28 protein-coding genes are annotated in these 26357 nt (G+C 52.6%); 12 read left to right on the forward strand and 16 right to left on the reverse strand.

Annotation, left to right across the window (positions count from 1 at the left end; all coding sequences use genetic code 11):
• Positions 1 to 92, forward strand: a 92-nt coding sequence (locus IT781_RS11275; RefSeq protein ID WP_194969512.1) for a sodium ion-translocating decarboxylase subunit beta, incomplete at its 5' end; no start/stop codon positions are given.
• Positions 93 to 301: 209 nt separating this feature from the next.
• Positions 302 to 1522, forward strand: a complete 1221-nt coding sequence (locus IT781_RS11280) for an alanine--glyoxylate aminotransferase family protein (protein WP_194970261.1) — start codon at positions 302 to 304, stop codon at positions 1520 to 1522.
• 82 nt (positions 1523 to 1604) lie between these two features.
• On the opposite strand, the gene IT781_RS11285 is transcribed toward IT781_RS11280, so the two are convergent.
• The 4 genes from IT781_RS11285 to IT781_RS11300 all read right to left on the reverse strand — a co-directional run bounded on the left by IT781_RS11285 (position 1605) and on the right by IT781_RS11300 (position 6922).
• Positions 1605 to 3278 (reverse strand): formate--tetrahydrofolate ligase, encoded by a 1674-nt coding sequence (locus IT781_RS11285; RefSeq protein ID WP_194970262.1) that lies wholly within the window; start codon positions 3276 to 3278, stop codon positions 1605 to 1607.
• Positions 3279 to 3376: 98 nt separating this feature from the next.
• Complete coding sequence (gene glyA / locus IT781_RS11290) at positions 3377 to 4633, reverse strand: serine hydroxymethyltransferase (RefSeq protein ID WP_194970263.1); 1257 nt, start codon at positions 4631 to 4633, stop codon at positions 3377 to 3379.
• Between the two features lie 29 nt (positions 4634 to 4662).
• Positions 4663 to 6045 carry a glycerate kinase gene (locus IT781_RS11295; RefSeq protein ID WP_194970264.1) on the reverse strand — a complete coding sequence of 461 codons (1383 nt, stop codon included), beginning with the start codon at positions 6043 to 6045 and terminating at the stop codon, positions 4663 to 4665.
• Between the two features lie 19 nt (positions 6046 to 6064).
• Positions 6065 to 6922: an NADP-dependent methylenetetrahydromethanopterin/methylenetetrahydrofolate dehydrogenase gene (locus tag IT781_RS11300; protein WP_194970265.1), complete on the reverse strand. Its 858-nt coding sequence runs from the start codon at positions 6920 to 6922 to the stop codon at positions 6065 to 6067.
• Between the two features lie 350 nt (positions 6923 to 7272).
• Between IT781_RS11300 and IT781_RS11305 the strand changes: the two genes are divergently transcribed.
• Entirely contained in the window at positions 7273 to 8253 is a 981-nt protein-coding gene (locus tag IT781_RS11305) for a malate dehydrogenase (protein WP_194970266.1), read from the forward strand.
• 51 nt (positions 8254 to 8304) lie between these two features.
• Here IT781_RS11305 and IT781_RS11310 read toward each other — a convergent pair whose 3' ends face one another.
• Together IT781_RS11310 and IT781_RS11315 are read right to left on the reverse strand one after the other, a co-directional pair.
• Positions 8305 to 9276 carry a D-glycerate dehydrogenase gene (locus IT781_RS11310; protein WP_194970267.1) on the reverse strand — a complete coding sequence of 324 codons (972 nt, stop codon included), beginning with the start codon at positions 9274 to 9276 and terminating at the stop codon, positions 8305 to 8307.
• 133 nt (positions 9277 to 9409) lie between these two features.
• The gene (locus IT781_RS11315) at positions 9410 to 10576 is read right to left on the reverse strand and encodes an aminotransferase class V-fold PLP-dependent enzyme (protein WP_194970268.1); all 1167 of its coding nucleotides are present in this window, start codon (positions 10574 to 10576) and stop codon (positions 9410 to 9412) included.
• Between the two features lie 261 nt (positions 10577 to 10837).
• Here IT781_RS11315 and IT781_RS11320 point away from each other — a divergent pair, with 261 nt between their 5' ends.
• The 4 genes from IT781_RS11320 (at position 10838) to thpR (ending at position 14636) form a co-directional block, all read left to right on the forward strand.
• Positions 10838 to 11797 (forward strand): CoA ester lyase, encoded by a 960-nt coding sequence (locus tag IT781_RS11320; RefSeq protein ID WP_194970269.1) that lies wholly within the window; start codon positions 10838 to 10840, stop codon positions 11795 to 11797.
• 74 nt (positions 11798 to 11871) lie between these two features.
• Positions 11872 to 13053 carry a malate--CoA ligase subunit beta gene (locus IT781_RS11325; RefSeq protein WP_194970270.1) on the forward strand — a complete coding sequence of 394 codons (1182 nt, stop codon included), beginning with the start codon at positions 11872 to 11874 and terminating at the stop codon, positions 13051 to 13053.
• 13 nt (positions 13054 to 13066) lie between these two features.
• Complete coding sequence (sucD, locus tag IT781_RS11330; protein ID WP_194970271.1) at positions 13067 to 13954, forward strand: succinate--CoA ligase subunit alpha; 888 nt, start codon at positions 13067 to 13069, stop codon at positions 13952 to 13954.
• Between the two features lie 157 nt (positions 13955 to 14111).
• Positions 14112 to 14636, forward strand: a complete 525-nt coding sequence (gene thpR / locus IT781_RS11335) for an RNA 2',3'-cyclic phosphodiesterase (protein WP_194970272.1) — start codon at positions 14112 to 14114, stop codon at positions 14634 to 14636.
• 14 nt (positions 14637 to 14650) lie between these two features.
• Here thpR and IT781_RS11340 read toward each other — a convergent pair whose 3' ends face one another.
• The 3 genes from IT781_RS11340 to xseA form a co-directional block, all read right to left on the reverse strand.
• A complete protein-coding gene (locus IT781_RS11340) occupies positions 14651 to 16108 on the reverse strand; it encodes a potassium transporter TrkG (protein ID WP_194970273.1) in 1458 nt (485 codons plus the stop codon).
• Positions 16109 to 16246: 138 nt separating this feature from the next.
• Positions 16247 to 17614 carry a Trk system potassium transporter TrkA gene (trkA, locus tag IT781_RS11345; RefSeq protein ID WP_194970274.1) on the reverse strand — a complete coding sequence of 456 codons (1368 nt, stop codon included), beginning with the start codon at positions 17612 to 17614 and terminating at the stop codon, positions 16247 to 16249.
• A gap of 122 nt (positions 17615 to 17736) precedes the next feature.
• Positions 17737 to 19110: an exodeoxyribonuclease VII large subunit gene (gene xseA / locus IT781_RS11350; protein ID WP_194970275.1), complete on the reverse strand. Its 1374-nt coding sequence runs from the start codon at positions 19108 to 19110 to the stop codon at positions 17737 to 17739.
• 160 nt (positions 19111 to 19270) lie between these two features.
• Between xseA and IT781_RS11355 the strand changes: the two genes are divergently transcribed.
• The 3 genes from IT781_RS11355 to IT781_RS11365 are packed head-to-tail and all read left to right on the forward strand — an operon-like array spanning position 19271 to position 20206.
• The gene (locus IT781_RS11355; protein ID WP_194970276.1) at positions 19271 to 19591 is read left to right on the forward strand and encodes a multidrug efflux SMR transporter; all 321 of its coding nucleotides are present in this window, start codon (positions 19271 to 19273) and stop codon (positions 19589 to 19591) included.
• 1 nt (position 19592) lies between these two features.
• Positions 19593 to 19883 (forward strand): sulfurtransferase complex subunit TusB, encoded by a 291-nt coding sequence (tusB, locus tag IT781_RS11360; RefSeq protein ID WP_194970277.1) that lies wholly within the window; start codon positions 19593 to 19595, stop codon positions 19881 to 19883.
• Positions 19874 to 20206, forward strand: coding sequence for a TusE/DsrC/DsvC family sulfur relay protein (locus IT781_RS11365; RefSeq protein WP_194970278.1), 333 nt, complete (start codon positions 19874 to 19876; stop codon positions 20204 to 20206). Before tusB ends, IT781_RS11365 begins: the two co-directional genes overlap by 10 nt.
• On the opposite strand, the gene IT781_RS11370 is transcribed toward IT781_RS11365, so the two are convergent.
• From IT781_RS11370 to yegQ, 5 genes are all read right to left on the reverse strand, one after another.
• Positions 20207 to 20599 (reverse strand): S4 domain-containing protein, encoded by a 393-nt coding sequence (locus tag IT781_RS11370; RefSeq protein ID WP_194970279.1) that lies wholly within the window; start codon positions 20597 to 20599, stop codon positions 20207 to 20209.
• Positions 20596 to 20958, reverse strand: a complete 363-nt coding sequence (locus IT781_RS11375) for a rhodanese-like domain-containing protein (RefSeq protein WP_194970280.1) — start codon at positions 20956 to 20958, stop codon at positions 20596 to 20598. The genes IT781_RS11370 and IT781_RS11375 overlap by 4 nt, the downstream gene beginning before the upstream one ends.
• Positions 20959 to 21108: 150 nt before the next feature.
• Positions 21109 to 22056, reverse strand: a complete 948-nt coding sequence (ispH, locus tag IT781_RS11380) for a 4-hydroxy-3-methylbut-2-enyl diphosphate reductase (protein ID WP_194970281.1) — start codon at positions 22054 to 22056, stop codon at positions 21109 to 21111.
• Positions 22057 to 22091: 35 nt separating this feature from the next.
• Entirely contained in the window at positions 22092 to 22577 is a 486-nt protein-coding gene (gene rraA / locus IT781_RS11385; protein WP_194970282.1) for a ribonuclease E activity regulator RraA, read from the reverse strand.
• A 57-nt stretch (positions 22578 to 22634) separates the two neighbouring features.
• On the reverse strand, positions 22635 to 23978 hold the full coding sequence (gene yegQ, locus IT781_RS11390; protein WP_194970283.1) for a tRNA 5-hydroxyuridine modification protein YegQ: 1344 nt from the start codon (positions 23976 to 23978) through the stop codon (positions 22635 to 22637).
• Positions 23979 to 24140: 162 nt separating this feature from the next.
• Here yegQ and IT781_RS11395 point away from each other — a divergent pair, with 162 nt between their 5' ends.
• On the forward strand, positions 24141 to 24281 hold the full coding sequence (locus IT781_RS11395; RefSeq protein WP_194970284.1) for a hypothetical protein: 141 nt from the start codon (positions 24141 to 24143) through the stop codon (positions 24279 to 24281).
• A 180-nt stretch (positions 24282 to 24461) separates the two neighbouring features.
• Here the strand turns inward: IT781_RS11395 and dtd are convergent, their stop codons facing one another.
• Positions 24462 to 24914 (reverse strand): D-aminoacyl-tRNA deacylase, encoded by a 453-nt coding sequence (gene dtd / locus IT781_RS11400; RefSeq protein ID WP_194970285.1) that lies wholly within the window; start codon positions 24912 to 24914, stop codon positions 24462 to 24464.
• Between the two features lie 68 nt (positions 24915 to 24982).
• On the opposite strand from dtd, the gene IT781_RS11405 reads away from it, so the two are divergent.
• Positions 24983 to 25807 (forward strand): thermonuclease family protein, encoded by an 825-nt coding sequence (locus tag IT781_RS11405; RefSeq protein WP_194970286.1) that lies wholly within the window; start codon positions 24983 to 24985, stop codon positions 25805 to 25807.
• Here IT781_RS11405 and IT781_RS11410 read toward each other — a convergent pair.
• On the reverse strand, positions 25793 to 26356 hold the full coding sequence (locus IT781_RS11410) for a chorismate lyase (RefSeq protein ID WP_194970287.1): 564 nt from the start codon (positions 26354 to 26356) through the stop codon (positions 25793 to 25795). The genes IT781_RS11405 and IT781_RS11410 overlap by 15 nt on opposite strands.
• Position 26357 lies beyond the last annotated feature (1 nt).

Here is a 26357-nt window from a genome sequence, read left to right on the forward strand (position 1 = left end):
ACTTCCTGCTCATGCATGCCATGGGCCCGAACGTGGCCGGCGTGATCGGCTCGGCCGTGGCCGCCGGTATCCTGCTGAGCCTGGTGAAATAGCCGGCGAAAATGCCTGTAGTTGAGCCATTTTCGCTTCTAGACAGTCAATTTATGAGTTTATCTAAAACTCAGCCACAATTTGCGGGTCTGATATAAGGCTCAGTTAACTGTTTTTTGCCATGATGCACGGCTCAGGCCGTGCATCATGGCAGACACGGTGGATCGGTTCTGCTTCTATTCTCTCGTTATACAGTAATCAGGAGTTTTAAATGACTATCTTTCCAGCTTTGGAAATTCCCAATACATTAGCCGCCGGCCCTGGTCCCGGCAACACAGACCCTAGAGTGCTCGAACGCTTGTGCAAAACCGGCGTTGCCGACCATATGCAAGCCGATGTCGTGAGAGGGATGATTGAAGCGAAGCAGATGCTCCGCGCAGTATGGGGTACAAAAAACATCCATACCTTTGGTGTTGCCGGTACCGGTTTCAGCGGCCTGGATTGCGCATTCAGCCTGATCCTTCCGGGCGATAAAGTTGTCGCGTTCGTTAACGGCACTTTTAGCGGCATTGACGGGCAGGCGATTCGCATGAAAGCGTCCAGCCTCCAGGATTTGGCGTCCGATCCTTTAAATCCGAAGCCCGCCAATGTGAGGATCGTCGATGTGCCGCATGGACAATCCGTGACCGGTGAAATCGTCGATGCGGAACTGGCCAAGCACAAACCGATGTGGGCCTTCATGGCGCATTGGGAAACCGGCAGCGGCCGTGTCAACGACTTGCAAGGGTTTAATGACGCCTGCGCCAGACATGGCGTCATGGGTATTGTCGATGCTGTGTCCAGTCTGGGCGTCGCCGACTTCAGCATTGATGACTATCCGGCCATCGTGGCCTGGGCCTCTTGCCCGCAAAAAGGCATATTGAGCCTGCCGTTGACTTATGCCCCGGTCAGTTTCCGCGATGAAGCGATCAATCTTTTAGCCCGGCGCGGCTGTTACACTTATGTGCATCATCCTATTCTGGAAGCGCGCCATTGGGGGATTGTGAATGGTCAGGATGCGGCGCCGGTTTACCACCGTACGCATTCGTCCTATGCCGTGGCGGCGTTTCATGAAGCCTTGCGCATTCTGCTGACGCATACGGTCAAGCAAAAAGCGGCCGATTACGCTTATCATGAGTCGGCATTGAGGCAAGCCGTTCAGGCCATGGGTTGCGAAGTCACTTCCAACATGACCAGCCTGGTCGTGCTGAATTTGCCCGGCAATCTGGCAGGCAAGGAAAAAGAGCTGGTCGCCAATTGCCGCGCCGAAGGCTTTGCGATCTGGACGACCTTGTCGGAGCCTGTGCAAATACGGATCGGCATCCTGAATCAATTGACGGTTGAAGCGATTAGCGAGATCGTCAGCCGCTTCGCCGATGCCATGATCAATATGGGCGCGGAGATCGATAAAGAGGCGGTTATGCAGGGGCTTAAAGGGTATTACGCCGGTTAAGTCGCTTGTTAGACATAAAAAGCCCCTGCCGGTACAGGCCGGCAGGGGCTTTTTAATGGCGGGCTAGTGTATACGGTAAAACCTAGAACAAGCCGGTAATTTTGCCGTCATCGTCAATATCGATCCGCTCCGCCGCCGGCACTTTAGGCAGGCCCGGCATGGTCATCATGTCGCCGGCAATGGCGACGATGAAGCCGGCGCCATTGGCCAGCCTGACATCCCTGATTTCGACCGTATGGCCGCTAGGTGCGCCTTTGGCGTTCGGATTGGTGGAGAATGACATTTGCGTCTTCGCCATGCAGACCGGGAATTTGCCATAGTCGGCTTCCCAGGCCGCCAATTGCCCCTTGACCTTGGCATTGGCCGTAACGCCCGCCGCGCCGTATAGCTTGGTGGCGATGGCTTCGATTTTTTCCCACAGGCTCAGGTTCTCGTCATAAACATAGCTGAAGCCCGGTTTGCGGTTGTCCACAATATTGACGACTTCCCGGGCCAGTTCTTCGGCGCCGGCGCCGCCTTGAGCCCAATGTTTGGAAACAACACATTTGGCGCCGAGGGCTTCGCACTTCGCTTTCAGCAACGCGATTTCGGCATCGGTATCGAATGTGAAATGGTTGATGCAGACTACGCAGGGCAGGCCATAATGGTTGTTGATATTGCTCAGGTGGCGCTCCAGGTTTTCAAAGCCTTTTTCCAGGGCCGCCAGATTTTCGACATTCAGTTCTTCCCTGGCTACGCCGCCATGGAATTTCAGCGCTCTGACGGTAGCGACCAGCACGACGGCCGATGGCGTCAGGCCGGACATTCGGCATTTGATGTCGATGAATTTCTCGGCACCCAGGTCGGCGCCGAAGCCGGCTTCGGTGACCACATAGTCGGCCAGTTTCAGGGCCGTTTTGGTGGCCGTGACCGTGTTGCAGCCGTGCGCGATGTTGGCGAACGGGCCGCCGTGGATGATCGCGATGTTGTTTTCCAGCGTCTGCACGAGGTTCGGCTTGATCGCATCCTTTAACAGGGCGGCCATGGCGCCGTGCGCTTTCAGGTCGCGGGCATAAACCGGCGTCACTTTGTCGGATTTATAGCCGATCACGATACGGCCGAGACGTTCTTTCAGATCGGCGCGGCTGGTTGCCAGGCACAGAATCGCCATGACTTCGGAGGCGACGACAATATCGAAACCGTCTTCGCGCAGATAGCCATTGGCAGGGCCGCCCATGCCGACGACGATATTGCGCAGGGCGCGGTCGTTCATGTCGACGACGCGTTTCCACTGGATGCGCCGGGGATCGATGTCCAGTTCGTTGCCGTGGTTGATGTGGTTGTCGATCAGGGCTGACAGCAGGTTGTGCGCCACGCCGATCGCATGGAAATCGCCGGTAAAATGCAGGTTGATGTCTTCCATCGGCACGACTTGCGAATAACCGCCGCCGGCAGCGCCGCCTTTGACGCCGAAGCACGGGCCCAGGGAAGGTTCGCGCAGGCACATCATGGCTTTTTTGCCGATGCGGTTCAGGGCATCGCCGAGGCCCACCGTGGTGGTGGTTTTGCCTTCGCCGGCCGGCGTCGGGCTGATCGCGGTCACCAGAATCAGCTTGCCGTCTTGCTTGTCGCTGAGGCTGTTGACGTATTCCAGCGACATTTTCGCTTTGTAATGGCCGATAGGGTCCAGATGCTCGGCGTCAATGCCGTACTGCTCTTTGACCAGCCCGATGATGGGCTTCATGTTCGCTTTCTGCGCGATTTCGATATCAGACATGGTACCTCCCGATCTGATGTGATTTTTCAATTCAATAAACGTCAAAAGCCTGCTTCATCGGATATGAAGCAGGCCCTGGGCTTGATCTGTTTTACAGCTTATTCACCGTACACAGGGAAGCGAGCGCACAGTATGCTGACTTTTTCGCGGACTGCGGCGATGACGTTTTCGTCCTCCATATTTTCCATGACATCGCACATCAGGTTGGCGATTTCGATCATTTGCGGCTCTTTAAAGCCGCGCGATGTCGGCGCAGGCGTGCCGACGCGGATGCCGCTGGTGACAAATGGCGATTGAGGGTCGTTGGGCACGGCATTTTTATTGACGGTAATATGCGCTCTGCCCAAGGCGGCGTCGGCGGCTTTGCCGGTGATGCCTTTGGGAATCAGCGAAACCAGCATCAGGTGATTGTCGGTGCCGCCCGAAACAACATCAAAGCCGCGATTCATGAAGACTTCGGCCATGGCCTTGGCGTTCTTGATGACTTGCTGCTGGTAAATGCGGAACTCGGGCTGCATGGCTTCCTTGAAAGCCACGGCTTTGGCCGCAATGACGTGCATCAAAGGGCCGCCCTGAATGCCCGGGAAGATGTTGGAATCGAGCTTTTTCTCCAGTTCCGGGTTGCTCTTGCACATGATGAGGCCGCCGCGAGGGCCGCGCAGGCTTTTATGCGTGGTGCTGGTGACAACGTCGGCGTAAGGCATCGGGTTGGGGTACAGGCCGGCGGCGATGAGGCCCGCCACATGCGCGATATCGACAAACAGATAAGCGCCGACTTCATCGGCGATTTCCCTGAAAAGCGCCCAGTCCATGACGCGCGAATAGGCGGAGAAACCGGCCACGATCATTTTCGGGCGGTGTTCCTGCGCCAGACGTCTGACTTCATCGTAATCAACCAGGCCGGTTTTCGGGTCCAGGTGGTACTGTACGGAATTGTAGATCTTGCCGGAAAAGTTGGGTTTGGCGCCGTGCGTCAAATGGCCGCCATCGGACAACGCCAGGCCTAAAATGGTATCGCCGGGCTGAACCAGCGCCATGAATACGGCCATGTTGGCTTGCGAGCCGGAGTGGGGCTGTACGTTGGCGTAATCGGCGCCGAACAGTTCTTTGGCGCGGTCAATTGCCAACTGCTCGGCCTTGTCGACAAATTCGCAACCGCCATAATAACGCTTGCCGGGATAGCCTTCTGCATATTTGTTGGTCAATTGAGAGCCTTGGGCTTCCATCACGCGCGGGCTGGTATAGTTTTCGGAGGCAATCAGCTCGATGTGATCTTCCTGGCGGCGACGCTCTTCTTCCATCGCCCGGAACAACTCGTCATCAAAACCGGCGATTGTCATGGATTTTTTAAACATTTATGTCTCCCGATATAGAGTTTTTGTATTCAAGATTGTGGATGGATCAGTAATACCTGCAGGTCGGCAACATTGGTCCCGGTTGCGCCCGTGTCAAGTAAGTCTCCGGCGGTCTTTAAGGCGTTATAGGCGTCGTTGTTATCCAGCAGCGCTAGCGGGTCAATGCCGGCGTGCCGCATGCGCTGGATCGTGTCTGGGTCAACCAGGGCGCCGGCTGCATCGGTCGGGCCGTCGCGGCCGTCAGTGCCGCCGCTCAGAAAGGTCCAGTTGCCTGTTAAGCCATGTTTCTCGGCAGCGCAGGCGAAGGCAAGCGCCATTTCCTGATTACGGCCGCCGCGTCCGTTGCCTTTCAGCGTGACTGTCGTTTCGCCGCCTGCCAATAGGGCAACCGGTCTTGCGATGCCGTTAGCGATGAGCTGCTTGACATGAATGACTAACTTTTCAGCTTCGTCTCTGGCTTCGCCGCAGAGATGATCGCTATACAGCTTGGCTTCGTAACCAAGGGCTTCGGACGCTTTCATAATTGCGCTGACGCTGATGGCATTGCTGCCGATCAGCGTATAAGCGGTATTCTTGAAGGCTTTGTCGCCCGGCTTTGGCGTTTCGGGCAGGTTGCCTTGCAATCCCTGTTCCAGATGGCGCCGAACATTGGCAGGCACTTGGTCCCATACGCCTTTGGCTTTGAAAACATCGATGGCGTCAGCGAATGTCGTAGGGTCAGGTACGGTAGGTCCGCTGGCGATGGCGCTTAAATCGTCTCCCAGGACATCGGATAAAATCAGCGCATGCAGATCGGCCGGCACCGCCATTCTGGCCAAGCCGCCGCCCTTGATCCGGGACAGATGCTTGCGTACGCAGTTGATCTGGTTGATGTTGGCGCCAGAGGCCAGCAGCAGATCCGTCGTGGCGATCTTCTCTGCCAGCGTAATCGATGGCACCGGATAGGGGATCAGCGCCGAACCGCCGCCGCTGACCAGCACCAGCACGAGCTCGTCCTTTTGTGCGCTGCGCACCTGCTCGGCAATCAATTGCGCGCCTTTGAGCCCTGCCGCATCGGGCAACGGATGCGCCGCGCCGATGATCTCAAAATTATCGATGGCCGTTTCATTTTCATAATTGGTTACGGCAATGCTCCTGCCTGCCAACAAATGCGCTGGAATAATTTCCTGCGCAGCTCTGGCCATGGCGCAGGCCGCTTTTCCGAAGGCGATCAGGTGGACTTTTGACCATCTGCCCATGCGTTTCTGATTGCCGTCATTTAAATTTAACCGAATTTCGATATGATGATTGCCAGCAGCAAGGCATCGCTTGACGGCTTTATAAGGGTCGGCAGCCTCAATGCCGGCTTGAAAAATGCTGAGTGCATTTTTTCTGATGGTTTCGATTGAGGCTTGATTGGCATAATTGCTCATATCGGGCTCTGCAGGACGGTCAAGCCATTTCCATAGCGAGAGCAAAGATGTTTTCGGCATCAAAAACCTGTCTGTTGTCTTCAAACAGTTTGGCAATGCAGGCGCGGTGTAACGCCAGCTTCAAGGTGCCAAAGCCGATGGCGCCCCAGATGATTTTGCCGTGGCGTTCGATGCCTTTATCCATCATGTCGGTGCCGCCGATACCGACCGGTGGCGTCGCGTTGGCGTCAGCCATCATTTCGATATGGGGGTTGTGTTGCCATTGCTCGACCGTGAGCAGTTCGACCCCCGCCTTGCCGGTCGCAAAAACGATATTCGCGTACTCTATGGTTTTGGCTCTGGCCTCGTTATCAGTCGCTTCCACAGGTATCAAGTCAACGCCGAAGCGCGCTTTCATGGCGCTGCAGGCCTGGACGGCGCGCTCCATCGAGCGGGAAGTCAACGAGACTTCGGCGCCTTCCTGCGCCAGCATGACGGCTGCGCGCTGGCCTACCGGGCCTGTGCCGGCCAATACGACGGCTTTTTTACCGGCTATCGTGCCGCTGGTAGCCAGTTTGGCTACGCCTGCGGCCGCGGTCGTGTTGCTGCCGTTGCTGTCCAGCATGATGGAAACCTGGAAGCCGGGGAAGAAATGTTTTTGTATGGCCGTAAAGAGTTCCTGGCCAGCAACCATATCGCTGCCGCCGACGAAAATGGCCGTGTTTTTCTTTTCTTTAGGTGCACGCGTGAAAATAGTGCCTTCTACCAGGGAAGTGATGTTGTCCGGTGTCAGTCCTCCGTACCCGACTACATGATCCGCACCGCCATCATAGCCTACAACAGTATCGAAAACGGAGGGGTGAGCGTCTGTATCGAATTGGAATAGCAGTTTTTTCATTAACTTACCTGAAAGTGGTTGAAAAATTACCCGAAAATACGATTCTTAAATCGCGGCATTATACTCGATAAACCTTTCAGTGCTCCATTTAAGCATTACTTTATGCAGCATTGATGGGCGCCGCTCGTAATTCGGCTTGTTTTGCAGGTTAAGGGCTTATTAGGTTGCGTGGAGCGTGGGCTTTTCGTTATTATTTAAAAAATTGTGCTGTAGTCATGTAGTATGGATAGTATGGGTATTAAATAGATATGTGGTGTCGGGAATAATAAGAGAGTTGGATGTATATGATTTCCGATCGTTTGGAACTTAACCATAAGTTCTGAAAAACATTACAGGAACTAGGAAAACAGATGAAAACACCCGTTCATATTGCGGTTACAGGTGCGGCAGGACAAATCAGTTATTCATTGCTATTTCGCTTGGCGGCAGGCTCATTGCTTGGCCCCGAGCAGCCTATTGTTCTGCATTTGCTGGAAATCCCGCCGGCTATGAATGCTTTACAGGGCGTAGTCATGGAATTGAAGGATTGCGCTTATCCTCTGCTGCATCGCATTGAAGTTACTGCCGATCCTAAAGTGGCGTTCAGAAATGCCGATTATGCTTTTTTAATTGGTGCACGCCCGCGCGGGCCCGGCATGGAACGAAAAGATTTGCTGGAAGTTAATGCAGAGATTTTCGCAGTCCAAGGCAAGGCTTTAAATGAAGTCGCGAAGCGAGACATAAAGATACTGGTAACAGGCAATCCGGCCAATACCAATGCCTTGATCGCTATCAGCAACGCGCCGGATTTAAGGCCGGAGAATTTTTCCGCCATGAGCCGGCTGGATCACAACCGGGCGATAAGTCAATTGGCCGAAAAGTGTGGCGTGCTGCCATCCGATGTAAAAAACATGGCTATCTGGGGCAACCATTCCACTACGCAGTATCCTGATCTGCATCATGCCAAGGTCAAAGGTCGAGATGCCTTATCACTGGTTGAGCATGACTGGTTTGTCAATGAGTTTATCCCTACCGTTCAGCAGCGTGGCGCGGCAATCATTAAAGCCAGAGGTGGACAGTCCAGTGCTGCATCGGCGGCTAATGCCGCGATTAATCAGATGGGTAACTGGATCCTAGGTACCAAGGAAGGCGATTGGGTCAGTATGTCGTTATTGTCGGATGGCAGCTACGGTATCGAGCCGGGCTTGGTTTATTCGTATCCTGTCACGGTCGCTAACGGCCAGGTCAATATCGTCAAAGGGCTCGATATCAACGAATTCAGTATGCAAAGAATGAAGGCTACGGAGACTGAATTACAACAGGAAAGGGATTCGGTCAGGCATTTGCTTTAGAAGTTTTTTCTGTGGAAATAAAAAAGGGCGGGTTAGACCGCCCTTTTTTAATTAAACGACCCGGTCGGGCGGTTCCTGGCCTGCAAAAAAGGCCGCCAGATTTGCCAGTACTTTTTCGCCCATGGCTGTGCGCGTAGCAATGGTGGCACTGCCTAAGTGAGGCAGTAACGATACGTTGTCCAGCGTCAGAAATCCTTCATCAACGTTGGGCTCGCCTTCGTAAACATCCAAACCGGCGCCGGCGATTCTTTTTTCCTTCAGGGCTCTGATTAATGCCTTACTGTCGACGACATCACCGCGGGCCGTATTGATCAAATGAGCTGTCGGCTTCATCTGGTTAAGCCGCTCTTCATTGATTAAATGACGTGTTTCGGCGCCGCCCGGACAGTGCAATGAAACATAGTCGGAGACCTGCATAAGTTCTTCAATGGTATCGCAACGGGTCGCGTCCAGGTTGTCAACAACTTGCTGATCTGCGGCGCGCGGGCTGAAATAATAGATTTTCATGCCGAAACCGTGATGAGCTTTTCGCGCCATGGCTTGCGCGATGCGGCCGAAACCGATCAAGCCCAATGTGGCGCCCGTGACATCCGAGCTCATCATATGCGTCGGGCACCAGCCGGTCCATTGTCTGGAGCGGACCAACCGGTCGCCTTCGGCGCCGCGCCGGGCCGACATCAATAATAAGGTCATGGCGATGTCGGCCGTGCTTTCGGTCAATACGCCGGGCGTATTGGTGACGACCAGGCCTTGTTCTTTAGCGGCATTGATGTCGATATGGTTGAAGCCGACGCCGAAATTGCCCAGAATTTTGCAGCGTTTGTTCGGGACATTAATGACATCCGCCGGGAATGAGTCGCAAACGGTCGGGCAGACGGCATCGTAGTTTTGCAATGCGTCTTTGAAATGAGCGGCAGACAGCGGACGGTCGTATTCATTTAAAGTAACGTCATAAAGTTCTTTAAGCTTGGCTTCAACGGACTCGGGCCACTTGCGCGTGACGAAGACTTTAGGTTTGCTCATTAATATCCTCCAGGTAACAACGGGTATTGATTGTTTGGGATTTTGAAAAAGGTAACGCTATAAAGCACAAAGGCATCGCCGTTAACAAAACGGGATGCCTTTGTTCGGGGTTCTGGCTGATTACGCAGTCGCGTTATTTTGCTGTCGACCGATAATATTCAATCGCAGCACCAACACCTGAACCCGGCTTGATATCGAAGCCGTTATCCAGCATCGCCATTTCAACGCCGGCGATCGCGCCGAGCATGGATACGTCATTCATGTCGCCGAGATGGCCGATGCGGAAGACTTTACCGGCCACTTCTGACAGGCCAGCGCCCAACGAGATATTGTACTTGCTGAATGCAGTGCTGATGACAGCGCGGGCGTCTTTGTCTTCAGGCACGACAACTGCAGAGACCGTGTCAGATTCAAAGCCGGGTTGTGCGCATAGCTTCAAGCCCCATGCGGCAATTGCTTTACGGGTGCCTTCGGCCAAGCGATGGTGGCGCGCATAAACGTTTTCCATGCCTTCTTCCAGCAACAGGTCCAGTGATTTACGCAGACCGTAGAGGATGGGCAGTGCAGGCGTGTACGGTGTATAACCGTCTTTGTTGGCATTCATCTGGTCTCTTAAGTCCAGGAAGCAACGTGGATAGGTGGAAGCTTCAGTGGCTTGCAGGGCTTTCTGGCTGAAAGCTAAAAACGCACCGCCGGCTGGTAGCATAAAGCCTTTTTGTGAACCGCTGATAGCACCGTCAACACCCCATTCATCCATGCGGAAATCCAGGCTGGCGATTGAGCTTACGCCGTCAACGAACAGCAGGGCAGGATGATTGGCTGCATTCATGGCTTTGCGGACGCCGCCGATATCACTGGTAACGCCGGTTGCTGTTTCGTTGTGGGTTGCCAAAACAGCTTTGATTTCGTGCTTGGTATCTTCTTTTAAGCGGGCTTCCAATCTGTCCAAAGGAATGCCTTTGCCCCAAACTTCTTGATGAATTTCAACATCAAAGCCCAGTCTTTTTGCCATTTCAGCCCACAGGTGGCTGAATTGGCCGAAGCGGTAGATCAATACTTTATCGCCTGGGTTTAATGTGTTGGTCAAGGCAATTTCCCAGCCCGCAGTGCCGGTTGCGGGAAAAATAAACGCCTGCCCGGTTTCTGTTTTAAATACTTTTTTCAGGTCCTGCAAAAGAGGCGTCAGCAATTTAGGGAAGATAGGTGAGCGATGATCTTCCATGTTGACATGCATAGCGTTCAGAACTTCACTTGGCACATTGGTAGGGCCAGGAATATATAGGTGGTTACGACCAGCCATTGTATCGCCTCTTTAAAAATAATTAGTTAAATATCAAATTAATATAGAGATGAGCTTTAAATAAAGCTCAAAAAAACATCCAATAATGACATAGCCGCTATAAATCGGCAAGAACTGATTGGTTACATGCGCTTTAAAAATTGACTTTGACGACTCTGAAAGTAAAATGGAAGGTTAATTTATGCCCGGCTTAAGCCGGCAAAGGCCGTTCAAGCACTGAAATCAGAGTTCTAAGTTTAATAATACAGTTGGAAGGTATCAATGAGTCACACATTATATGAAGCGTCCGTTCAACGGGTTCAACGCTGTGAGCTAGCTGTTCCGGGTTCTAACCCCGGAATGTTCGAAAAAGCGTTGAAGAGCGGCGTGGATTTCATCTTTCTTGATCTTGAAGATGCGGTTGCTCCCGATGATAAGCTGCAGGCACGCAAGAATGTCATCGAAGCAATCAATGATCTGGATTGGAAAGGTCATGGAATTACTCTTTCAGTTCGTATCAACGGCCTTGATACCCAGTATATGGTGCGCGATGTGGTTGATCTGGTCGAGCAGGCCGGCAGCAAGATTGACACCATCCTGATTCCGAAAGTCGGCGTTTATGGCGACGTCTATATGGTTGAGGCGATGCTCAATCAATTGGAAATGCAACAGGGCCTGAAAAATAAAATCGGCATTGAGGCGCTGATTGAAACGGCGCTGGGCATGGCCAATGTCGAAGACATCGCTCGCAATGGCGCTTCCGGCCGTCTGGAAGCCTTGCATTTCGGTGTGGCCGATTATGCAGCCAGCAATCGCGCCAGAACCACCAATATCGGCGGCTTGAATCCTGATTATCCCGGCGACCAATGGCATGCTGCAATCAGCCGCATGACTGTCGCATGCCGCGCATTCGGCTTGCGTCCTATTGACGGTCCATTTGGCGACATTAAAGATCCCGAAGGCTATAAAATGGCCGCGAGACGTGCGGCAGCGCTCGGCTGCGAGGGCAAATGGGCGATCCATCCGTCTCAGATCGAACTGGCCAATGAAGTGTTCACGCCGCCTGCGGCAGAAGTCGAAAAAGCACAACGCATACTGGCTGCTTTAAAGGAAGCGGCGGCGCAGGGCAAAGGCGCAGCGGCGCTGGACGGCCGCCTGATCGATGCGGCGTCGGAAAGAATGGCGAATAATGTGGTAAGAGCCGCCGAAGCCATTGCTGCAAAAGCCGGGATTAATAAATAACAAAAAGAGATAAGGCCGCTTTGGCAGGCGGCCTATTGCTGATAATTTTTCAATATTATTTAGAGAGAGATGCTGTGGATATTCATGAGTATCAAGCGAAAGAAATTTTAAGCGGTTATGGGGTTAAAATCGCTGAAGGTGGGATGGCTTACAGTCCGGAAGAAGCAGTGCAGCGCTCCAGGGAAATCGGCGGCAATGTCTGGGCTGTAAAGGCACAGATTCATTCGGGAGCTCGTGGTAAAGCCGGCGGCATTAAAATCTGTAAAACAGACAGAGAAGTAGAGGCGGCCGCAGAGGAATTGCTGGGCAAAAAATTGGTCACGCATCAAACAGGACCTGCGGGAAAAGTCTGTTCAAGACTGTATATCGAAGCTGGAACCGATATCGCGAAAGAGCTGTACTTCTGCTTCTTGGTTGACCGCAGCTCCGAGCGCATCGTTATGGTGGGTTCAGCGCAGGGCGGTATGGAAATTGAAGAGCTGGCCGAAACCAATCCTGAAGCCATTACCAAAATTTATATCGAGCCTGCGGTAGGCCTGCAGGATTATCAGGCGCGTGAAATGGCGTTCGCCCTGGGCATGGACGCAGCCATGCTGAGCCATGGCGTCAAAACGATTAAAGGCTGCTACCGTGCACTGCGCGATCTGGACGCCAACATGGTGGAAATCAATCCACTGGTCATTACCGGCAGCGGTGAGCTGGTCGCTCTGGATGCGAAAATGGGCTTTGACGACAATGCGCTTTTCCGTCAGCCCAAAGTCGCCGAGCTGCGCGATAAAACGCAGGAAGATGCGCGCGAGATGGCTGCGGCAGACCGTGGTTTGAGCTATGTCGGCCTGGACGGCGACATCGGCTGCATGATTAACGGCGCCGGTCTGGCCATGGCGACGATGGACATGATCAAACTGGCCGGCGGTGAACCAGCCAACTTCCTTGACGTGGGCGGCGGCGCTTCAGCTGAGCGTACTGAAAAAGCTTTCCGTCTGGTATTGGCCGATGAGAACGTCAAAGCGATGCTGGTCAACATCTTTGCCGGCATCAACCGCTGCGACTGGATCGCCGAAGGCGTGGTCGAAGCGGTCAAGAAAATCGACATGAAAATTCCGTTGATCGTGCGTTTGTCCGGCACGAACGTGGAAGAAGGGCGTAGAATTATTGCTGAAAGTGGTTTGCCTATCATTACGGCAGAAACATTGGCAGAAGCTGCTGAAAAAGCCGTTCAAGCACGTAATGAAGCTGTCGCAAAAGCTGGCTAAGGGGAAACTATAAATGGCTATTTTAATTGACGAAAACACTCGCATCATTGTTCAGGGCTTCACCGGTAAAATCGGTACTTTTCATGCTCAGGACATGATTAACTATGGTTCCAATGTGGTCGGCGGCATTACGCCGGGCAAAGGCGGACAGACGCACCTGGGGCTGCCTGTCTTCAATACGGTTAAAGAATCCGTGCGAAAAGCCGGCGCCGAAGCCAGCATCATTTTTGTTCCTCCCGCTTACGCGGCCGATTCGATCATGGAAGCGGCCGACGCGGGCATCAAATACTGCGTAGCGATCACCGACGGTATTCCTACCCAGGATATGATGAAAGTGAAAAATTTTCTGCGCCGTTTCCCCGAAGAAGAAAGAATGGTGTTGACCGGCCCTAACTGCGCCGGCACGATCAGCCCGGGGCGCGCCATGCTCGGTATTATGCCGGGGCACATCTATATGAAGGGCAATGTCGGTATCGTCGGACGTTCAGGCACTTTGGGCTATGAAGCTGCCGACCAAATGAAACGTTTGGGCATCGGTGTTTCCACCTCGGTCGGTATCGGCGGCGATCCTATCAATGGCAGTTCGCACCGCGATATTCTGGAAAAATTCGAAGAAGATCCGGAAACCAAAGTCGTGGTCATGATCGGCGAGATCGGCGGCCCGCAAGAAGTGGAAGCCGGCATCTTTGCCAAAGAAAACATGAGCAAGCCGGTTGTGGCTTACATCGCCGGTTTGACTGCGCCCGAAGGCCGCCGCATGGGGCATGCCGGCGCGATTATTTCATCGGCGGGCGAAAGCGCGGCCGAGAAAGTCGCCATACTGAAAGATCTGGGTGTGACGATTTGTCCGACTCCGTCTTCGATGGGCGAAACGGTCGCAGCTGTATTGGCTAAACTGTAAGCTTAGACATTTTTTACAGAAAATAGAAAGCCGCAGCCTGTTAACGCAGGCTGCGGCTTTTTTCATTTTAAGAGCTGAAATTTATTAATTTGAACTTTGCTTGACTGATGCGTTGAATATTTATACAAGGAATCTCTCAGCATCGAGAGGGGTGTTCATGAAAAAGCTATTTTTTGCATTATGGCCGGACGATGAGACCAGGCAAAAACTCGTGCAGTTACAGCGAACCATTAATGCCAAAGGAATAAGATGGGTTCCTGGGCAAAATCTGCATGCCACATTGGTATTTTTGGGCAATGTCGATGAAGTCACTGAAACATCGATCAAACAGAGCGTTGCAGGCATTTCCATCGATCCGTTTACGTTGACGTTCGACCAGTTGAGTTACTGGCGCAGGCCCAGGATTTTATGTCTGACCTGCCGGCAATTCGGGCCGGAGGTGGTGGCATTAGCGGAAGCGCTGGATAAGGCGGCGGCCGATGGCGGCGTGCAAACCGACACGAGGCCGTACACGCCGCATATTACCCTGGCCAGACAAGCCCGAGCTATTGAACAGGATTTTTCCCCCATCATCTGGCGCGCGGAATCATTCTGCCTGATGGAATCGTGCAGCGGGTCCGGCGGCGTCTATTATAAAGTGCTACAGCAATGGCCTCTGTCCGAACGCAACCTAAAACAATAGCGATAGCCGCCTTCTTATTTTTTCCAGAATTCAGGCACGAACAGGATAATCATCGAGAAGATCTGCACGCGGCCCAGCAGCATGGCAATGATGCAAACGCTGGTCTGGAAATCGGTTAAGCTGGAGTAATTGGTCGCAGGGCCGACTTGATTAAGGCCGGGGCCGGCGTTGTTGAAACAGGCGATAATTGCGCTGAAGGCAGTGGTAAAATCCAGACCGCTCAATAGCAGCAAGAACACCAGGATAACGATACAGATGAAATACAGAAAAATGAATCCTGTTACCGAGGTGATAATCTGCGTATTAACGATATTGTCGCCTATTTTGAGAGGTTTTATGGAGGAAGGGTGAATAAACTTGTAGAGTTCCAGGCGGGATTGCTTTAATAGAATGATCGTTCTAATCATACGAATGCCGCCGCCAGTGGAACCGGAAGAGGCGGAAATGCAGCTCAGGAACAGCATCCACATCGGTACGAAAATAGGCCACTGGTTGAAGTCCTGGCTGGCGAAGCCGCAATCGGTGGCGATAGTGACCAGATTAAATGTGGCATGGCGTAACGCTGTAAAATAATCAGGATACGTGCCCTTCTGCCATAGGACCGCAGCTGTTGCAGCGCAACTTCCCAGTACCAGGAGTAAAAAGCCTCTCGCTTCCATGTCCACGGCATAAGGCTTCAGGCTGCGTTTTCGAATGGCGATGAAATGCGTCGCGAAATTAATGGCCGCCAGTAATTGAAATACGGTCAGAACCATTTCGATAGACAGTGAGTTGAAAAAACCGACATTGTTGTCATGTGTAGAAAATCCCCCCAGGCTCATGGCGGCAAAGGCATGGCAAACGGCATCAAACCAGCTCATGCCTGCCAACTTCAAGGCGACAATGCAGGCCAACGTATAGCCTGCGTAGACCATCCACAAGGCCTTGGCTGTTTGTGCTATGCGCGGCGGCAAATCGGATTCCTTAACAGCTCCGGGCGTTTCGGCTTTAAACAATTGCATACCGCCGATGCCCAGCATCGGTAAAATGGCCACCGCAAAAATAATGATGCCCATGCCGGCGATCCAGTTTAATTCATGTCGCCAGAGGTTGATCGACATCGGTAAGTGATCCACACCGCTGAGTATGGTTGCACCTGTGGTCGTCACGCCGGATACGGTCTCGAAATACGCATCGAGAAAGCTGATTTCCGGCATATAGATTATAAGCGGCAGAGTGCAAAACGCCGGAATCAGCGACCACGTCATAGACACCAAAAGAAAACTCGTTTGTCGCGATACTTTTTTAGGTGTGCGCAAAGTTGGAAAAAACATTAAAGCGCCCAGCAGCAACGTAATCCCCGTGCCTTCAAAAAAAGCGATTGTGGCGCCGTCATGGCTAATCAAAGATGTCATCAGGCAGGTAGCCATCAAGGCGCTAAAACCTATCGTGACCAAGCCAAAAATATGGATGATAGTAAAAATGACATTCATGAAAATGCTTGAATTGTGAAATGATTTAAAAGCACAACTGCGATAAATGACGTATATATTCGAAATACGACAATTTAGTCATGTAGCGAAGAAACACGGGCTTAGGCCAAACGGCTTTACAGGGCATCGTCGACAGGATTATTTACTGAGAGGCTGAAATTTCTGCTCAATGTAAGTGACCAGTTTCTTATCCAGTGCAAACATGACAACATGGTCGCCTTCCTCGAAGACCGTGTCGTGGTGGATGGAAATAACCTGCCGGTCGCGGATCAACGCACCCAATACGATGCCTTCCGGCCACTGAATGGCGTCTACTTGCAGCCCTACTACCGAGTTCTCGCCATTGCCTTTGTGCGCGACGGCCTCGATTGCTTCGGCGGTGCCGCCGCATAAGGAACTGACGCGCGCCACATCGCCGCGTCTGACGTATTTCAGGATGCTGCCCAACGTTTCAACGTTGGGCTGGACGGCCACGTCGATGCCGGTGCCGGGCAGTAACTTTGTGTAAGATCGGTTATTGAGCAGGCATATTGCCTTGCGAACGCCCAACTGTTTCGCCAGCGAAGCCGAGATAATGTTTTCGCCGTCATGGTCGGTAACCGCGCAGAACAGATCGGTTTTATCGATGGACTCATCGAGCAGCAGGGATTCATCGGTGCAATCGCCCTGCAGTACCACGGTATGATTAAGGTCATTGGCGATTTTTTGGGCGCGTTCCGGATTCCGCTCGATGATTTTGACCTGATGGTTTTTTTCCAGGGCCAGCGCCAGACGCTTGCCGATATGTCCGCCGCCGGCAATGATGACACGCTTTAACGGCGCTTCCAGTTTTCGCAGGTCTTTCAATACTCGCTGCACTTCCTTGCGCGGGGCTACGATGAACACCTCGTCGCCGGTGGCGATAAAGGCCTCACCATTCGCGACCAGAGGTCGTCCTTGCCTGAAAATAGCCGCTATGCGAATTTTGCCGCCTGACAGGCGATCTTTCAGTTCCTTGATTTTTTTGCCGGTTAAAAAGCCGTCCGGGCCCACTTTCAACGAAAACAGCCGCACCAGTCCGTCGGCGAAATCGGTAATCTGCAAGACGCCCGGCAGTTCAATCAGATTGCGTATCGATTCCATGACGATCTGTTCCGGGCTGATCACGATATCGACAGGGATGCCGCCGGGAGCGAACAGCTTGGGGTTTTGCAGATAATCGATGGCGCGGATACGGGCGATCGTCTTCGGGCGGCTGTAGAGCTTGTTGATGATCGTGCAGGCCAGCATGTTGGTTTCATCGCGGTCGGTTACGGCAATGACCATATCGGTATTATATACGCCAGCTTGTTCCAGAACGCTGGGGTGGGCGGCATTGCCGGCGACCGTGGCGATATCGAAGCGTTCCTTCAAGGCATCCAGCAGATGGGTTTTATAATCGATGACAACAATATCGTTTTCTTCGCTCGCCAGTGCCTCGGCGACCGAAGCGCCGGTCATGCCGGCGCCAAGAATCAGTATTCTCATAACAGTATCAGCAACCCAATGAGGTTTTGGGTCTTGTGGACCCGACACACGATAAAATCGCGCAACTTTATAGGTGTTTTCGGTTTATCGCAACAAAAATAAAATGACTCGGAGCAGAATGGTCAGGATATCTCCGGATAATCCTGGTCAATGGTTTTGATTTGGCTGGTGAATTGGCCCTGCGCGAGGCGAGTCTGGATCATGTCGCCTGTTTTTAGCTGGTCGGTAGACCTGATAATCTGACCGGACGGCAAACGAACAGCCATGGCATAGCCTCGGTTCAGCGTCGCCAGCGGGCTAACGGCATGCAGGGTATGGCTGGCATTCAAGAACTGGTGGTTCAATTCCTCCAGCCGGCATCGGATAGCAATGGCTAAACGCTCGCTCAAGTACTGCTGCCGCTGTTTATGACTGTTTATCGTAATGGTGGGGTTGTGTTGCCACAATTTGGCTGTCTTGGCTTCCAGCAGGTTGGCATGCTGGCGCAGTCCGACATGCATGGCCTGGTGAAGCCTTGATTCCAGTTCGCCTAGGCGCTGCGTGTTCCTTGCCAGTTTCTGGCCCGGATGTTGCTGTTGCAGTCGTTTGCTGAGCCAGTCCAGAGATTGCTGAGTCTGGTTCAGCTTGCGCTGTAGTAGCTGATACAGTCGCGATTCCAGATAAATGAATTGCGACAGCCAAGCTTGTTGATCAGGGACGGCATGCTCGGCCGCGGCCGATGGCGTCGGGGCGCGCAGGTCGGCGACGAAGTCGGCAATGGTAAAGTCGGTTTCATGGCCGATGCCCGTGATGATCGGGATATCGCTGGCAAAAATGGCGCGCGCCACGATTTCCTCGTTGAAAGCCCATAAGTCTTCCAGCGAACCGCCGCCCCGGCCAAGAATGATCACATCGCACAGAGCCTGCCGGTTGGCTGTGGCGATGGCTTTGGCAATTTCATGTTTGGCATTGTCTCCCTGTACGGCCACCGGATAGATAATGACCGGCACCGCCGCGAAACGCCGGCGCAGGATGGTCAGAACATCCCGGATGGCGGCTCCCGACGGCGAAGTGATGATGCCGATGGTTCTGGGCAGAACGGGCAGGCTTTGTTTATGGGCGCTGTCGAACAGGCCCTCCGTCAACAGTTTGAGCTTCAAGGCGTCAAAAGCCCGCCGCAGAGCGCCATCGCCGGCTTCTTCAATTTGTTCGACGATGAGCTGATAATCGCCTCTGGGCTCATAAAGGCTGACTTGCGCCTTGACGATGACTTGCTTGCCGTTTTCGGGTTTGAATCCGAATTTGCGCTGGTGGTTTTTAAACAGGGCGCAACGGATCTGGGCATTGGCATCTTTCAGCGAAAAATAAAGATGTCCGGAAGAAGGCGTGCTTAAGTTGGAAATTTCGCCTTCGACCAAAACGGTCAGGAAATAGTCGCTGAGTAGCTGGCTGGTTTCCCGGTTGAGCTGTGTGACGGTATATATTCTGCGCTGAGTGGATGAGGGAGTGATCGTCATGAGATGATTTTATCACTTCTTGCTCTTTCAGTTTGCATTCGTGTCTAATTGTACAGCTAAGGCTTGGTCAATTACCGGTGACTGATAAAATTTCACATGCTATTGAGCCGCCTATTGTAAAATAAGCGGTATTTTTTATGCATGAAGTAAGAGGTGTGCGTTGGCGTGGTTGCTGTTGTTTTCTGCGGGATTCGCAGAAATAGTGTTTGCTTTGAGTCTTAAATATAACGAGGGTTTTACCAAACTGTGGCCCAGTATCATTACCATGATCTCGGGCGGTTGCAGTTTTTATCTGCTGACGCTGGCCATTAAAACTCTGCCACTGGGAACCGCTTATGCGGTCTGGACAGGCATGGGCGCTGTAGGTGTGGCGATAATCGGAATTTTTCTATTTAAGGAATCGACGGAGCTATTACGATTACTGTCCATTGCTTTCATTATAGCAGGCATTGTTGGACTTAAATTAACGGATAGTCAGTAACGTGTTGCATCTCATTTTTCAGTCACCGATAGAAGTAGCCGTTCTGCAACGTATTGAGCCTGGAGATGCCGTGGTATTTCTTGAAAACGCCGTATTACGATTGTTAAAGAATGGTTTATTAAGTGAGAAATTAACGCAACTGCTCAGTACGAACCGCTTGTGCGTTTTGTCGGAGGATGTGGCCGTGCGCGGCATTGCCGCCGATGAGCTGGTCGAAGGCATCGACATCATTGATTATGCCGGGCTGGTCGAGTTAACTGTTGACAATCATGTGATTCAGTCATGGGCTTGATGGTTCACGGCCGGACTCTGGAAGTAACCGATCAGGGCTTTCTGGTTAATGCCGGTGACTGGGATGAAGAGGTCGCAAAGTGGCTGGCTGAATCGGATAATATTCAGCTGGATGAACGCCACTGGGAAATCATCCTGTTCATCCGCGGCTATTATCAGCAGTTCAGGCACTTGCCGAATGCGCGGGTTTTTACCAAGGCTGTTGCGAAGGCATTGGGCGAGGAGAAAGGCAACAGCCGGTATTTACATAAACTTTTTCCAGAAGGGCCTTTGAAATATGCCTGCAAACTGGCCGGATTGCCCAAGCCGCCGACCTGTTTGTAATCACCCTTGTTTAAAGCGGTGAATCAGGCGCCGTTCTTTTTTGTTTGGTTTGTGATCTCTGTGGTTAAAGCCGAATAGCTCTCGCTGTTCACGCTGTTGGATTATCTGCTGCTGACGTTTTTCCTGGCTTTCGGCGCTTTCCTCATAGAGCAGTGCCGCCTCTTTCGCCGGACGTCGCTGCTCGCTGAGCGCAATGACGGTAATGTCCCAGGTGTAGTTGTCCTTGCTGATGGAGAGTTTTGCGCCGGGCCTGATTTCCTTGCTGGGCTTCGTGCGTTGATCGTTCAGGTGGACTTTGCCGCCGGCTATGGCGTCAGAAGCAAGCTTGCGCGTTTTAAAAAAACGCGCAGCCCATAGCCACTTATCCAGACGTACAGATTCGAGTTCTGTCACGCTTTTACTTCATTGCCGTTGTCTGACCAGGCTTTAAATCCGCCGGCCATGCTGACGGCTTTGCTGTATCCGATCTTGTTCAGCGCTTCCGCCGCCAATGCCGAGCGGCCGCCGGTCTGGCAGTAGACGATGATTCTGTCGCCTTGCTTCTCCTGAAAATCGGGATGCGCGCCTATTTTGAATTCCAATACTCCGCGTGGAATATTGACGGCTCCGGGCAAGTGCCCCGCCTCGTATTCGGCCGGCTCCCTGACGTCCAGAATCAGACTCTTCCCGAGTTCGTTTTTGGCATCATCAATGTTGATTTCAGTGATGTGTTGCTTGGCTTGGGCAACAAGATCCATTGGAGTTAAAGTCATGGTCGTCTCCTGAAAAAATAAAAAAACATATTAGCAATAAATAATATTGCGCTGCCAGTCTTTTTTACAGATTAAACAGGGCGCCTGCGAAAACAATGACTTGAGGCAATCAGGGGCTTGGGTGACCTGGCTGGTCACCCGAAGACAGGGTTAGCTCATGTGCTTTTTTAATTCTTTCGGCAGTGAGAACACGACTTTTTCTTCTATGCCTTGAATTTCGGTAATGGTTTCGCCACCCCATTGCTTGAGCTGATTGATGACTTCTTGGACCAGGACTTCCGGCGCCGAAGCGCCTGCTGTGACGCCGACTACGTTAACGTTATTAAACCATTCCTGCTTCATGTCTTTCGCCGTGTCGATCAGATAGGCCTGTTTGCCAAGTTGTTCGGCGATCTCACGCAGGCGGTTGGAGTTGGAACTGTTGGGCGAGCCGACGACGAGGATGAGGTCGGACGTTTTAGACAATTCATAAACTGCATCCTGACGATTCTGGGTCGCATAGCAGATGTCGTCTTTTTTTTGCTCCTGAATGCCGGAGAAACGCGCCCTCAAGGCATCAACCATGATCTTGGTGTCGGTCATCGACAAGGTTGTCTGCGTGACGTAAGCCAGATTCTCCGGATTGTTGACTTGTAATTTTTCAACGTCTTCCGGCGTTTCGACCAAATAAATGCCGCCGTTTTCGGTGCACTTCTCGTATTGCCCCATTGTGCCTTCCACTTCCGGGTGGCCCGCATGACCGATCAGGATCACTTCCCGGTCGGATTTGGCATGTTTGGCGACTTGCAGGTGCACTTTGGTAACCAGAGGGCAAGTAGCATCGAAAACAGTCAAATTGCGTTCTTCAGCTTCTTTTTGGACTTGTTTTGAGACGCCATGGGCACTGAAAATCAGGTAGGAGCCGACCGGTACATCGGTTAAGTCTTCAATGAAAACAGCGCCTTTTTCTTTAAGGCCTTCAACCACTGTACGGTTATGGACCACTTCATGGCGAACGTAAATCGGCGCTCCGAACGTTTCCAGGGCCTGATCAACAATTTCGATAGCCCGGTCTACACCGGCACAGAATCCTCGAGGGTTAGCGAGTACAATTTGCATATCTTGACTTCTTTACTTGGTTAATTTGGCTTATTCTAACTCAACATTGTGTCCGACACGATAATTCCATCGGTATCGGCATATAAAAAATGATCTTTCTTGAAAGCGACGCTGGCAAAATAGACAGGCATATCGCGCTCGCCATGGCCTCGCTTGTGGCTTTTCAACGGATGCGTATGCAGCGCGCGTATGCCGATAGGCAACTGATCGATGAGGGCGGAATCGCGCAGACAGCCATAGATAATGATGCCTTGCCAGCCGTTGTCAATGGCCAGCCTGGCCAGGTTGCTGCCCAGCAGGGCGCAACGGTGCGAGCCGCCGCCGTCGATAACCAGTACACGGTTTTCGACTTTCTCTTCCAGCGCCTGCCTGACCAGCACATTATCTTCGTAGACTTTCACTGTGGTGATCTGGCCGCAAAAAGCCGGATTGGCGCCATAGGATTTGAACAAGGGCTCGGCAATCTGGAAATGTTCTTCTTCGGAATGCGCATCGCAAAGTTCTGCAGTCGTGAAACTCATAGTCTAAACCCAAGGTATAGGGCGACCGGATGGAGATCGCCCATGATTATTAATGGATCAGGCGAAATAACGCGCGATCAGTCCGTGGTTGCCGGTGGTTTCAGGCATCGGTATCCTGACTTCATAACCGCCGCCCGGAGCCTCCAGCATATCGCGGCCGTACATGTCCAGCATGCGTTCAACGGTAATGTCCTGATTGCCTTCCGGCAAAATCAATTCGATTTTATCGCCGACTGCAAACTTGTTTTTGACATCGATCACAGCCAGGCCGCTTTCCTTGTCATAACTTCTGATTTCGCCGCAGAACTGCTGCTGATGGCTTTTTGAATAGCCGGTGATATAGTTCTGGTATTCATGGGTATGGTGACGCTGATAAAAGCCGTCGGTATAGCCGCGGTTGGCCAGGTTTTCCAGCACGCCGAGCAGTTCGGGCCGGAAAGGTCGCCCGGCCTGTGCATCGTCAATCGCCTGACGGTAGGTCTGCGCCGTGCGGGCGACATAATAATGCGATTTGGTGCGGCCTTCGATTTTAAGGCTGTCCACGCCGATCTCGACCAGACGCTGTACGTGTTCGATGGCGCGCAGGTCTTTGGAATTCATGATGTAAGTGCCGTTTTCATCCTCCATGACCGGCAGCAGCTCGCCTTTGCGGCCTTCCTCTTCAAGGAAATAAACCTTGTCCGCCAACGGATGCCGGTCCGCACCGCCGCAGCTGGCTGTGCTGATGTCGGACATGGACAGGGAGCCGCCGGCCAGCACGTAATCGCCTTCGGCGTTTTCATGCGCAGGCAGCGTATCGTATTTCCAGCGGCAGGAGTTCGTGCAGGTGCCCTGGTTAGGGTCGCGGTGGTTGAAATAGCCTGACAGCAGGCAGCGGCCGGAATAGGCGATGCACAGCGCGCCGTGTACAAACACTTCCAGTTCCATGTCGGGACAGCGCTGGCGGATCTCTTCGATTTCATCCAGCGACAGCTCGCGCGACAGGATCACGCGCTCGACGCCCATCCTTTGCCAGAATTTTACCGTGGCGTAATTGACGGTGTTGGCCTGCACGGACAGATGGACAGGCATGTCGGGCCAGGTTTCGCGCACCATCATGATCAGGCCCGGATCGGCCATGATCAAGGCATCCGGTTTCATGGCGATAATCGGTTCAATATCGGCCAGAAAGGTTTTGATTTTGGCATTGTGAGGAATCACATTGGTGGCCAGGAAAAATTTTTTGCCCAACGCATGCGCCTCATTGATGCCCTTGGCCAGATTGTCTTCAAGAAAATCATTATTGCGCACTCTGAGGCTGTAACGAGGCTGCCCGGCATAGACGGCATCGGCGCCGAAGGCAAAGGCATAGCGCATGTTTTTTAGGGTTCCGGCGGGGGAAAGCAGTTCAACTTGTTTCATGTAATCTATATAAATGGTCTTGATTGACTATATTCTATCGTAATTTGTGATGGTTAAGGGATATAGCTTAACGTCCGGCTGTCGGCTAAAGTTATAGCGCGGGCAGACGTTTGAAGGGTTCCCGCTATTGGACAGGATTACTTAGCCATTTAGGAGCGTATCATGTGGGTGATATTATTCATCATAGCTCTGCTTTTTGTCTTGGGCGGCGCTTTAATCTTACTCAGAACGGCAAAAATGCCGAAAATTCCCAAAAATGTTAAATCTCAGCCTTATGAGGAAGACAAGGAAGATGATTGGTAACAGGCGCTTGGGTGTCGATTGGGTGAGGTCGGGTTTTTTTTCGCATTCGGGCTTCATTTCGAGAAAGGATTTCAATGTTTGCGTATCAGAACGCGAGCATGCCGCGCTTGCGGTTCCGGCGGGTGAGGCAGACGGACAAGCAGGTGTTAAAGCGATGCTCGGGCTAGTAGCTAAATTCAGTTAGCGCGGCTGGCTCGTCGTTCTCAAGGTAAACGTAACAGGCCCGTCATTGACCAGCGCAACCTGCATGTCGGCGCCGAATTGGCCGAATTCGACAGGCGGATAAGCGGCTTTTGCCAGTTGCTGCAGATAAATGAACAGCTGTTGTCCTTTTTCCGGCGATGCAGCCGGGGTGAAGCTGGGGCGATTGCCGCTATTGGTATCGGCTGCCAAGGTGAATTGCGGGACCAGCAACAGGCCGCCGTTGATATCGCGCAGACTCAAATTCATGCGATCATTGTCGTCGGCAAAAATGCGGTAGTTGAGTATGCGTTCCAGCAGGCGCTGTGCGTCTTTTTCGCTGTCCTCTCTCTCAACGGCGACCAGTGCCATGATGCCTTTGTCGATTTGGCCTATGATTTCATTGTTGACGGTGACTTTAGCAGTGGTGACGCGTTGAATGATCGTGAGCATGAGAAGCGGTACAAGTAGTCAGGTTGGAAAAGCAGATGATCTTTAATCATTATAATACAGGCAGGTTCATGAAGTTTTTACTGATTTTATTGCTGGCATGGCCGTCCTGGGCCGGCGCTGAAATCTTCCAATGGAAGGATGACCTTGGCAATCGGCATTTCTCGGATCGGTCATCCCCCGAGGCAAAAATCGTCGATATCAAGCCGGGCTATTCCTTTTATCGGGTCAAAAAGGTTTTCGACGGCGATACGGTGCAGCTGGAGGATGGCCGCAGGGTTCGGCTATTGGGCATCAATACGCCGGAAGTGCAGCATAAAAATGAAGACGCCCAGGCCGGCGGCGATGAGGCGAAGCAGTGGTTGATCAATAAGTTGCAAAACAGCAAAGTCCGCCTGGAAACCGATGTCGAGAAGACCGATAAATACAAAAGAACCCTGGCGCATCTGTTCACCGAGAACGATGAGCATCTCAATCTGCAACTGGTAGCGGCAGGGCTGGCAGCCGTCAGTATTTATCCGCCCAATCTGTTGCATGCCGAGGAGTTGATCAAAGTCCAGGATCAGGCCGAGCAGGCCAGGTCGGGCATCTGGCAGCGCGTCGAGTATGCGGCCATACCGGTCAGCAGCCTTGCCGATCGTGAGCGCGCGGGATGGGTACGATTGGCGGGCAAGGTCGTCAATATCCGCAACAGCCGGAAATACAGTTATCTGGAGTTCTCCAGCCGGTTTGAAGCGCGCATTGAACGCAAGTGGCTGCCGTTATTTCCGGACATGAACGGTTATATGGGGAAAGAGATCGAGGTGCGCGGCTGGCTCAATAAAAACAAGAACGGCTTTTCGATGCTGATTCGCCATCCCAGCGCAGTCAAGTTGCGGCGCCTACCAGACCGCTAATGCACCCGGCAAAAAGAATTCACTGACCAGCATCTGCCGACGCCGAATGGCGTAAACGGTTCTTCTGCCCCATACCGGCCCTTTAATGCCGGCTTCGGCAATCGCTGCCTGTGTCCAGACGGCCGGGCTGGTCAGGGCCACGTCCATTTCCAAACGGTTAAGCTTGGGATAGGAAAAAATCACTTCGCCCAGCGGACGGTTGCCCAAATGCGATAAGCTGCGCTTGGCGGCTTTAAGGGTTCGGGTCGGGATGATGGTTCTGGCCAGAATCAGCGGCTTGCCGTCGGCATGCAGCAACACTTCACGGATTAAACTGTAGCGGCTTTCAGGCAGTTTCAGCAGCCTGCGCTCGCTTAGAAAAGGTGTGCTCCATTGCTGCTGCAGCACTTTAACGGCGACGGCACTGCCGTAATAATCGCGCAGACGCTGCGTCAATGAGCCTGTTTCATAAGTCCAGGACTGAACATCTTTGGGAAGACAATGGCGCGTGCCCTGGCGATTCTCAAACCAGCCGGGTTCCTGCGTGAATAAAAAGCTTTTGGTGGCCAAC

The sequence above is a fragment of the Methylobacter sp. BlB1 genome (assembly GCF_015476545.1).
Lineage (GTDB): Bacteria > Pseudomonadota > Gammaproteobacteria > Methylococcales > Methylomonadaceae > Methylobacter.

Bases quoted from the DNA above. Each gene is read 5' to 3' on its own strand.
- IT781_RS11375 (WP_194970280.1), bottom strand. From the start codon at position 20,958: ATGACTTTAACTCCAATGGATCTTGTTGCCCAAGCCAAGCAACACATC.
- trkA (WP_194970274.1), bottom strand. From the start codon at position 17,614: ATGAGAATACTGATTCTTGGCGCCGGCATGACCGGCGCTTCGGTCGCC.
- IT781_RS11315 (WP_194970268.1), bottom strand. From the start codon at position 10,576: ATGGCTGGTCGTAACCACCTATATATTCCTGGCCCTACCAATGTGCCA.
- xseA (WP_194970275.1), bottom strand. From the start codon at position 19,110: ATGACGATCACTCCCTCATCCACTCAGCGCAGAATATATACCGTCACA.
- yegQ (WP_194970283.1), bottom strand. From the start codon at position 23,978: ATGAAACAAGTTGAACTGCTTTCCCCCGCCGGAACCCTAAAAAACATG.
- IT781_RS11300 (WP_194970265.1), bottom strand. From the start codon at position 6,922: ATGAAAAAACTGCTATTCCAATTCGATACAGACGCTCACCCCTCCGTT.
- IT781_RS11340 (WP_194970273.1), bottom strand. From the start codon at position 16,108: ATGAATGTCATTTTTACTATCATCCATATTTTTGGCTTGGTCACGATA.
- IT781_RS11305 (WP_194970266.1), top strand. From the start codon at position 7,273: ATGAAAACACCCGTTCATATTGCGGTTACAGGTGCGGCAGGACAAATC.
- IT781_RS11395 (WP_194970284.1), top strand. From the start codon at position 24,141: ATGTGGGTGATATTATTCATCATAGCTCTGCTTTTTGTCTTGGGCGGC.
- thpR (WP_194970272.1), top strand. From the start codon at position 14,112: ATGAAAAAGCTATTTTTTGCATTATGGCCGGACGATGAGACCAGGCAA.
- sucD (WP_194970271.1), top strand. From the start codon at position 13,067: ATGGCTATTTTAATTGACGAAAACACTCGCATCATTGTTCAGGGCTTC.
- dtd (WP_194970285.1), bottom strand. From the start codon at position 24,914: ATGCTCACGATCATTCAACGCGTCACCACTGCTAAAGTCACCGTCAAC.
- IT781_RS11280 (WP_194970261.1), top strand. From the start codon at position 302: ATGACTATCTTTCCAGCTTTGGAAATTCCCAATACATTAGCCGCCGGC.
- rraA (WP_194970282.1), bottom strand. From the start codon at position 22,577: ATGAGTTTCACGACTGCAGAACTTTGCGATGCGCATTCCGAAGAAGAA.
- IT781_RS11365 (WP_194970278.1), top strand. From the start codon at position 19,874: ATGGGCTTGATGGTTCACGGCCGGACTCTGGAAGTAACCGATCAGGGC.
- IT781_RS11285 (WP_194970262.1), bottom strand. From the start codon at position 3,278: ATGTCTGATATCGAAATCGCGCAGAAAGCGAACATGAAGCCCATCATC.
- IT781_RS11310 (WP_194970267.1), bottom strand. From the start codon at position 9,276: ATGAGCAAACCTAAAGTCTTCGTCACGCGCAAGTGGCCCGAGTCCGTT.
- ispH (WP_194970281.1), bottom strand. From the start codon at position 22,056: ATGCAAATTGTACTCGCTAACCCTCGAGGATTCTGTGCCGGTGTAGAC.
- IT781_RS11295 (WP_194970264.1), bottom strand. From the start codon at position 6,045: ATGAGCAATTATGCCAATCAAGCCTCAATCGAAACCATCAGAAAAAAT.
- IT781_RS11320 (WP_194970269.1), top strand. From the start codon at position 10,838: ATGAGTCACACATTATATGAAGCGTCCGTTCAACGGGTTCAACGCTGT.
- IT781_RS11405 (WP_194970286.1), top strand. From the start codon at position 24,983: ATGAAGTTTTTACTGATTTTATTGCTGGCATGGCCGTCCTGGGCCGGC.
- glyA (WP_194970263.1), bottom strand. From the start codon at position 4,633: ATGTTTAAAAAATCCATGACAATCGCCGGTTTTGATGACGAGTTGTTC.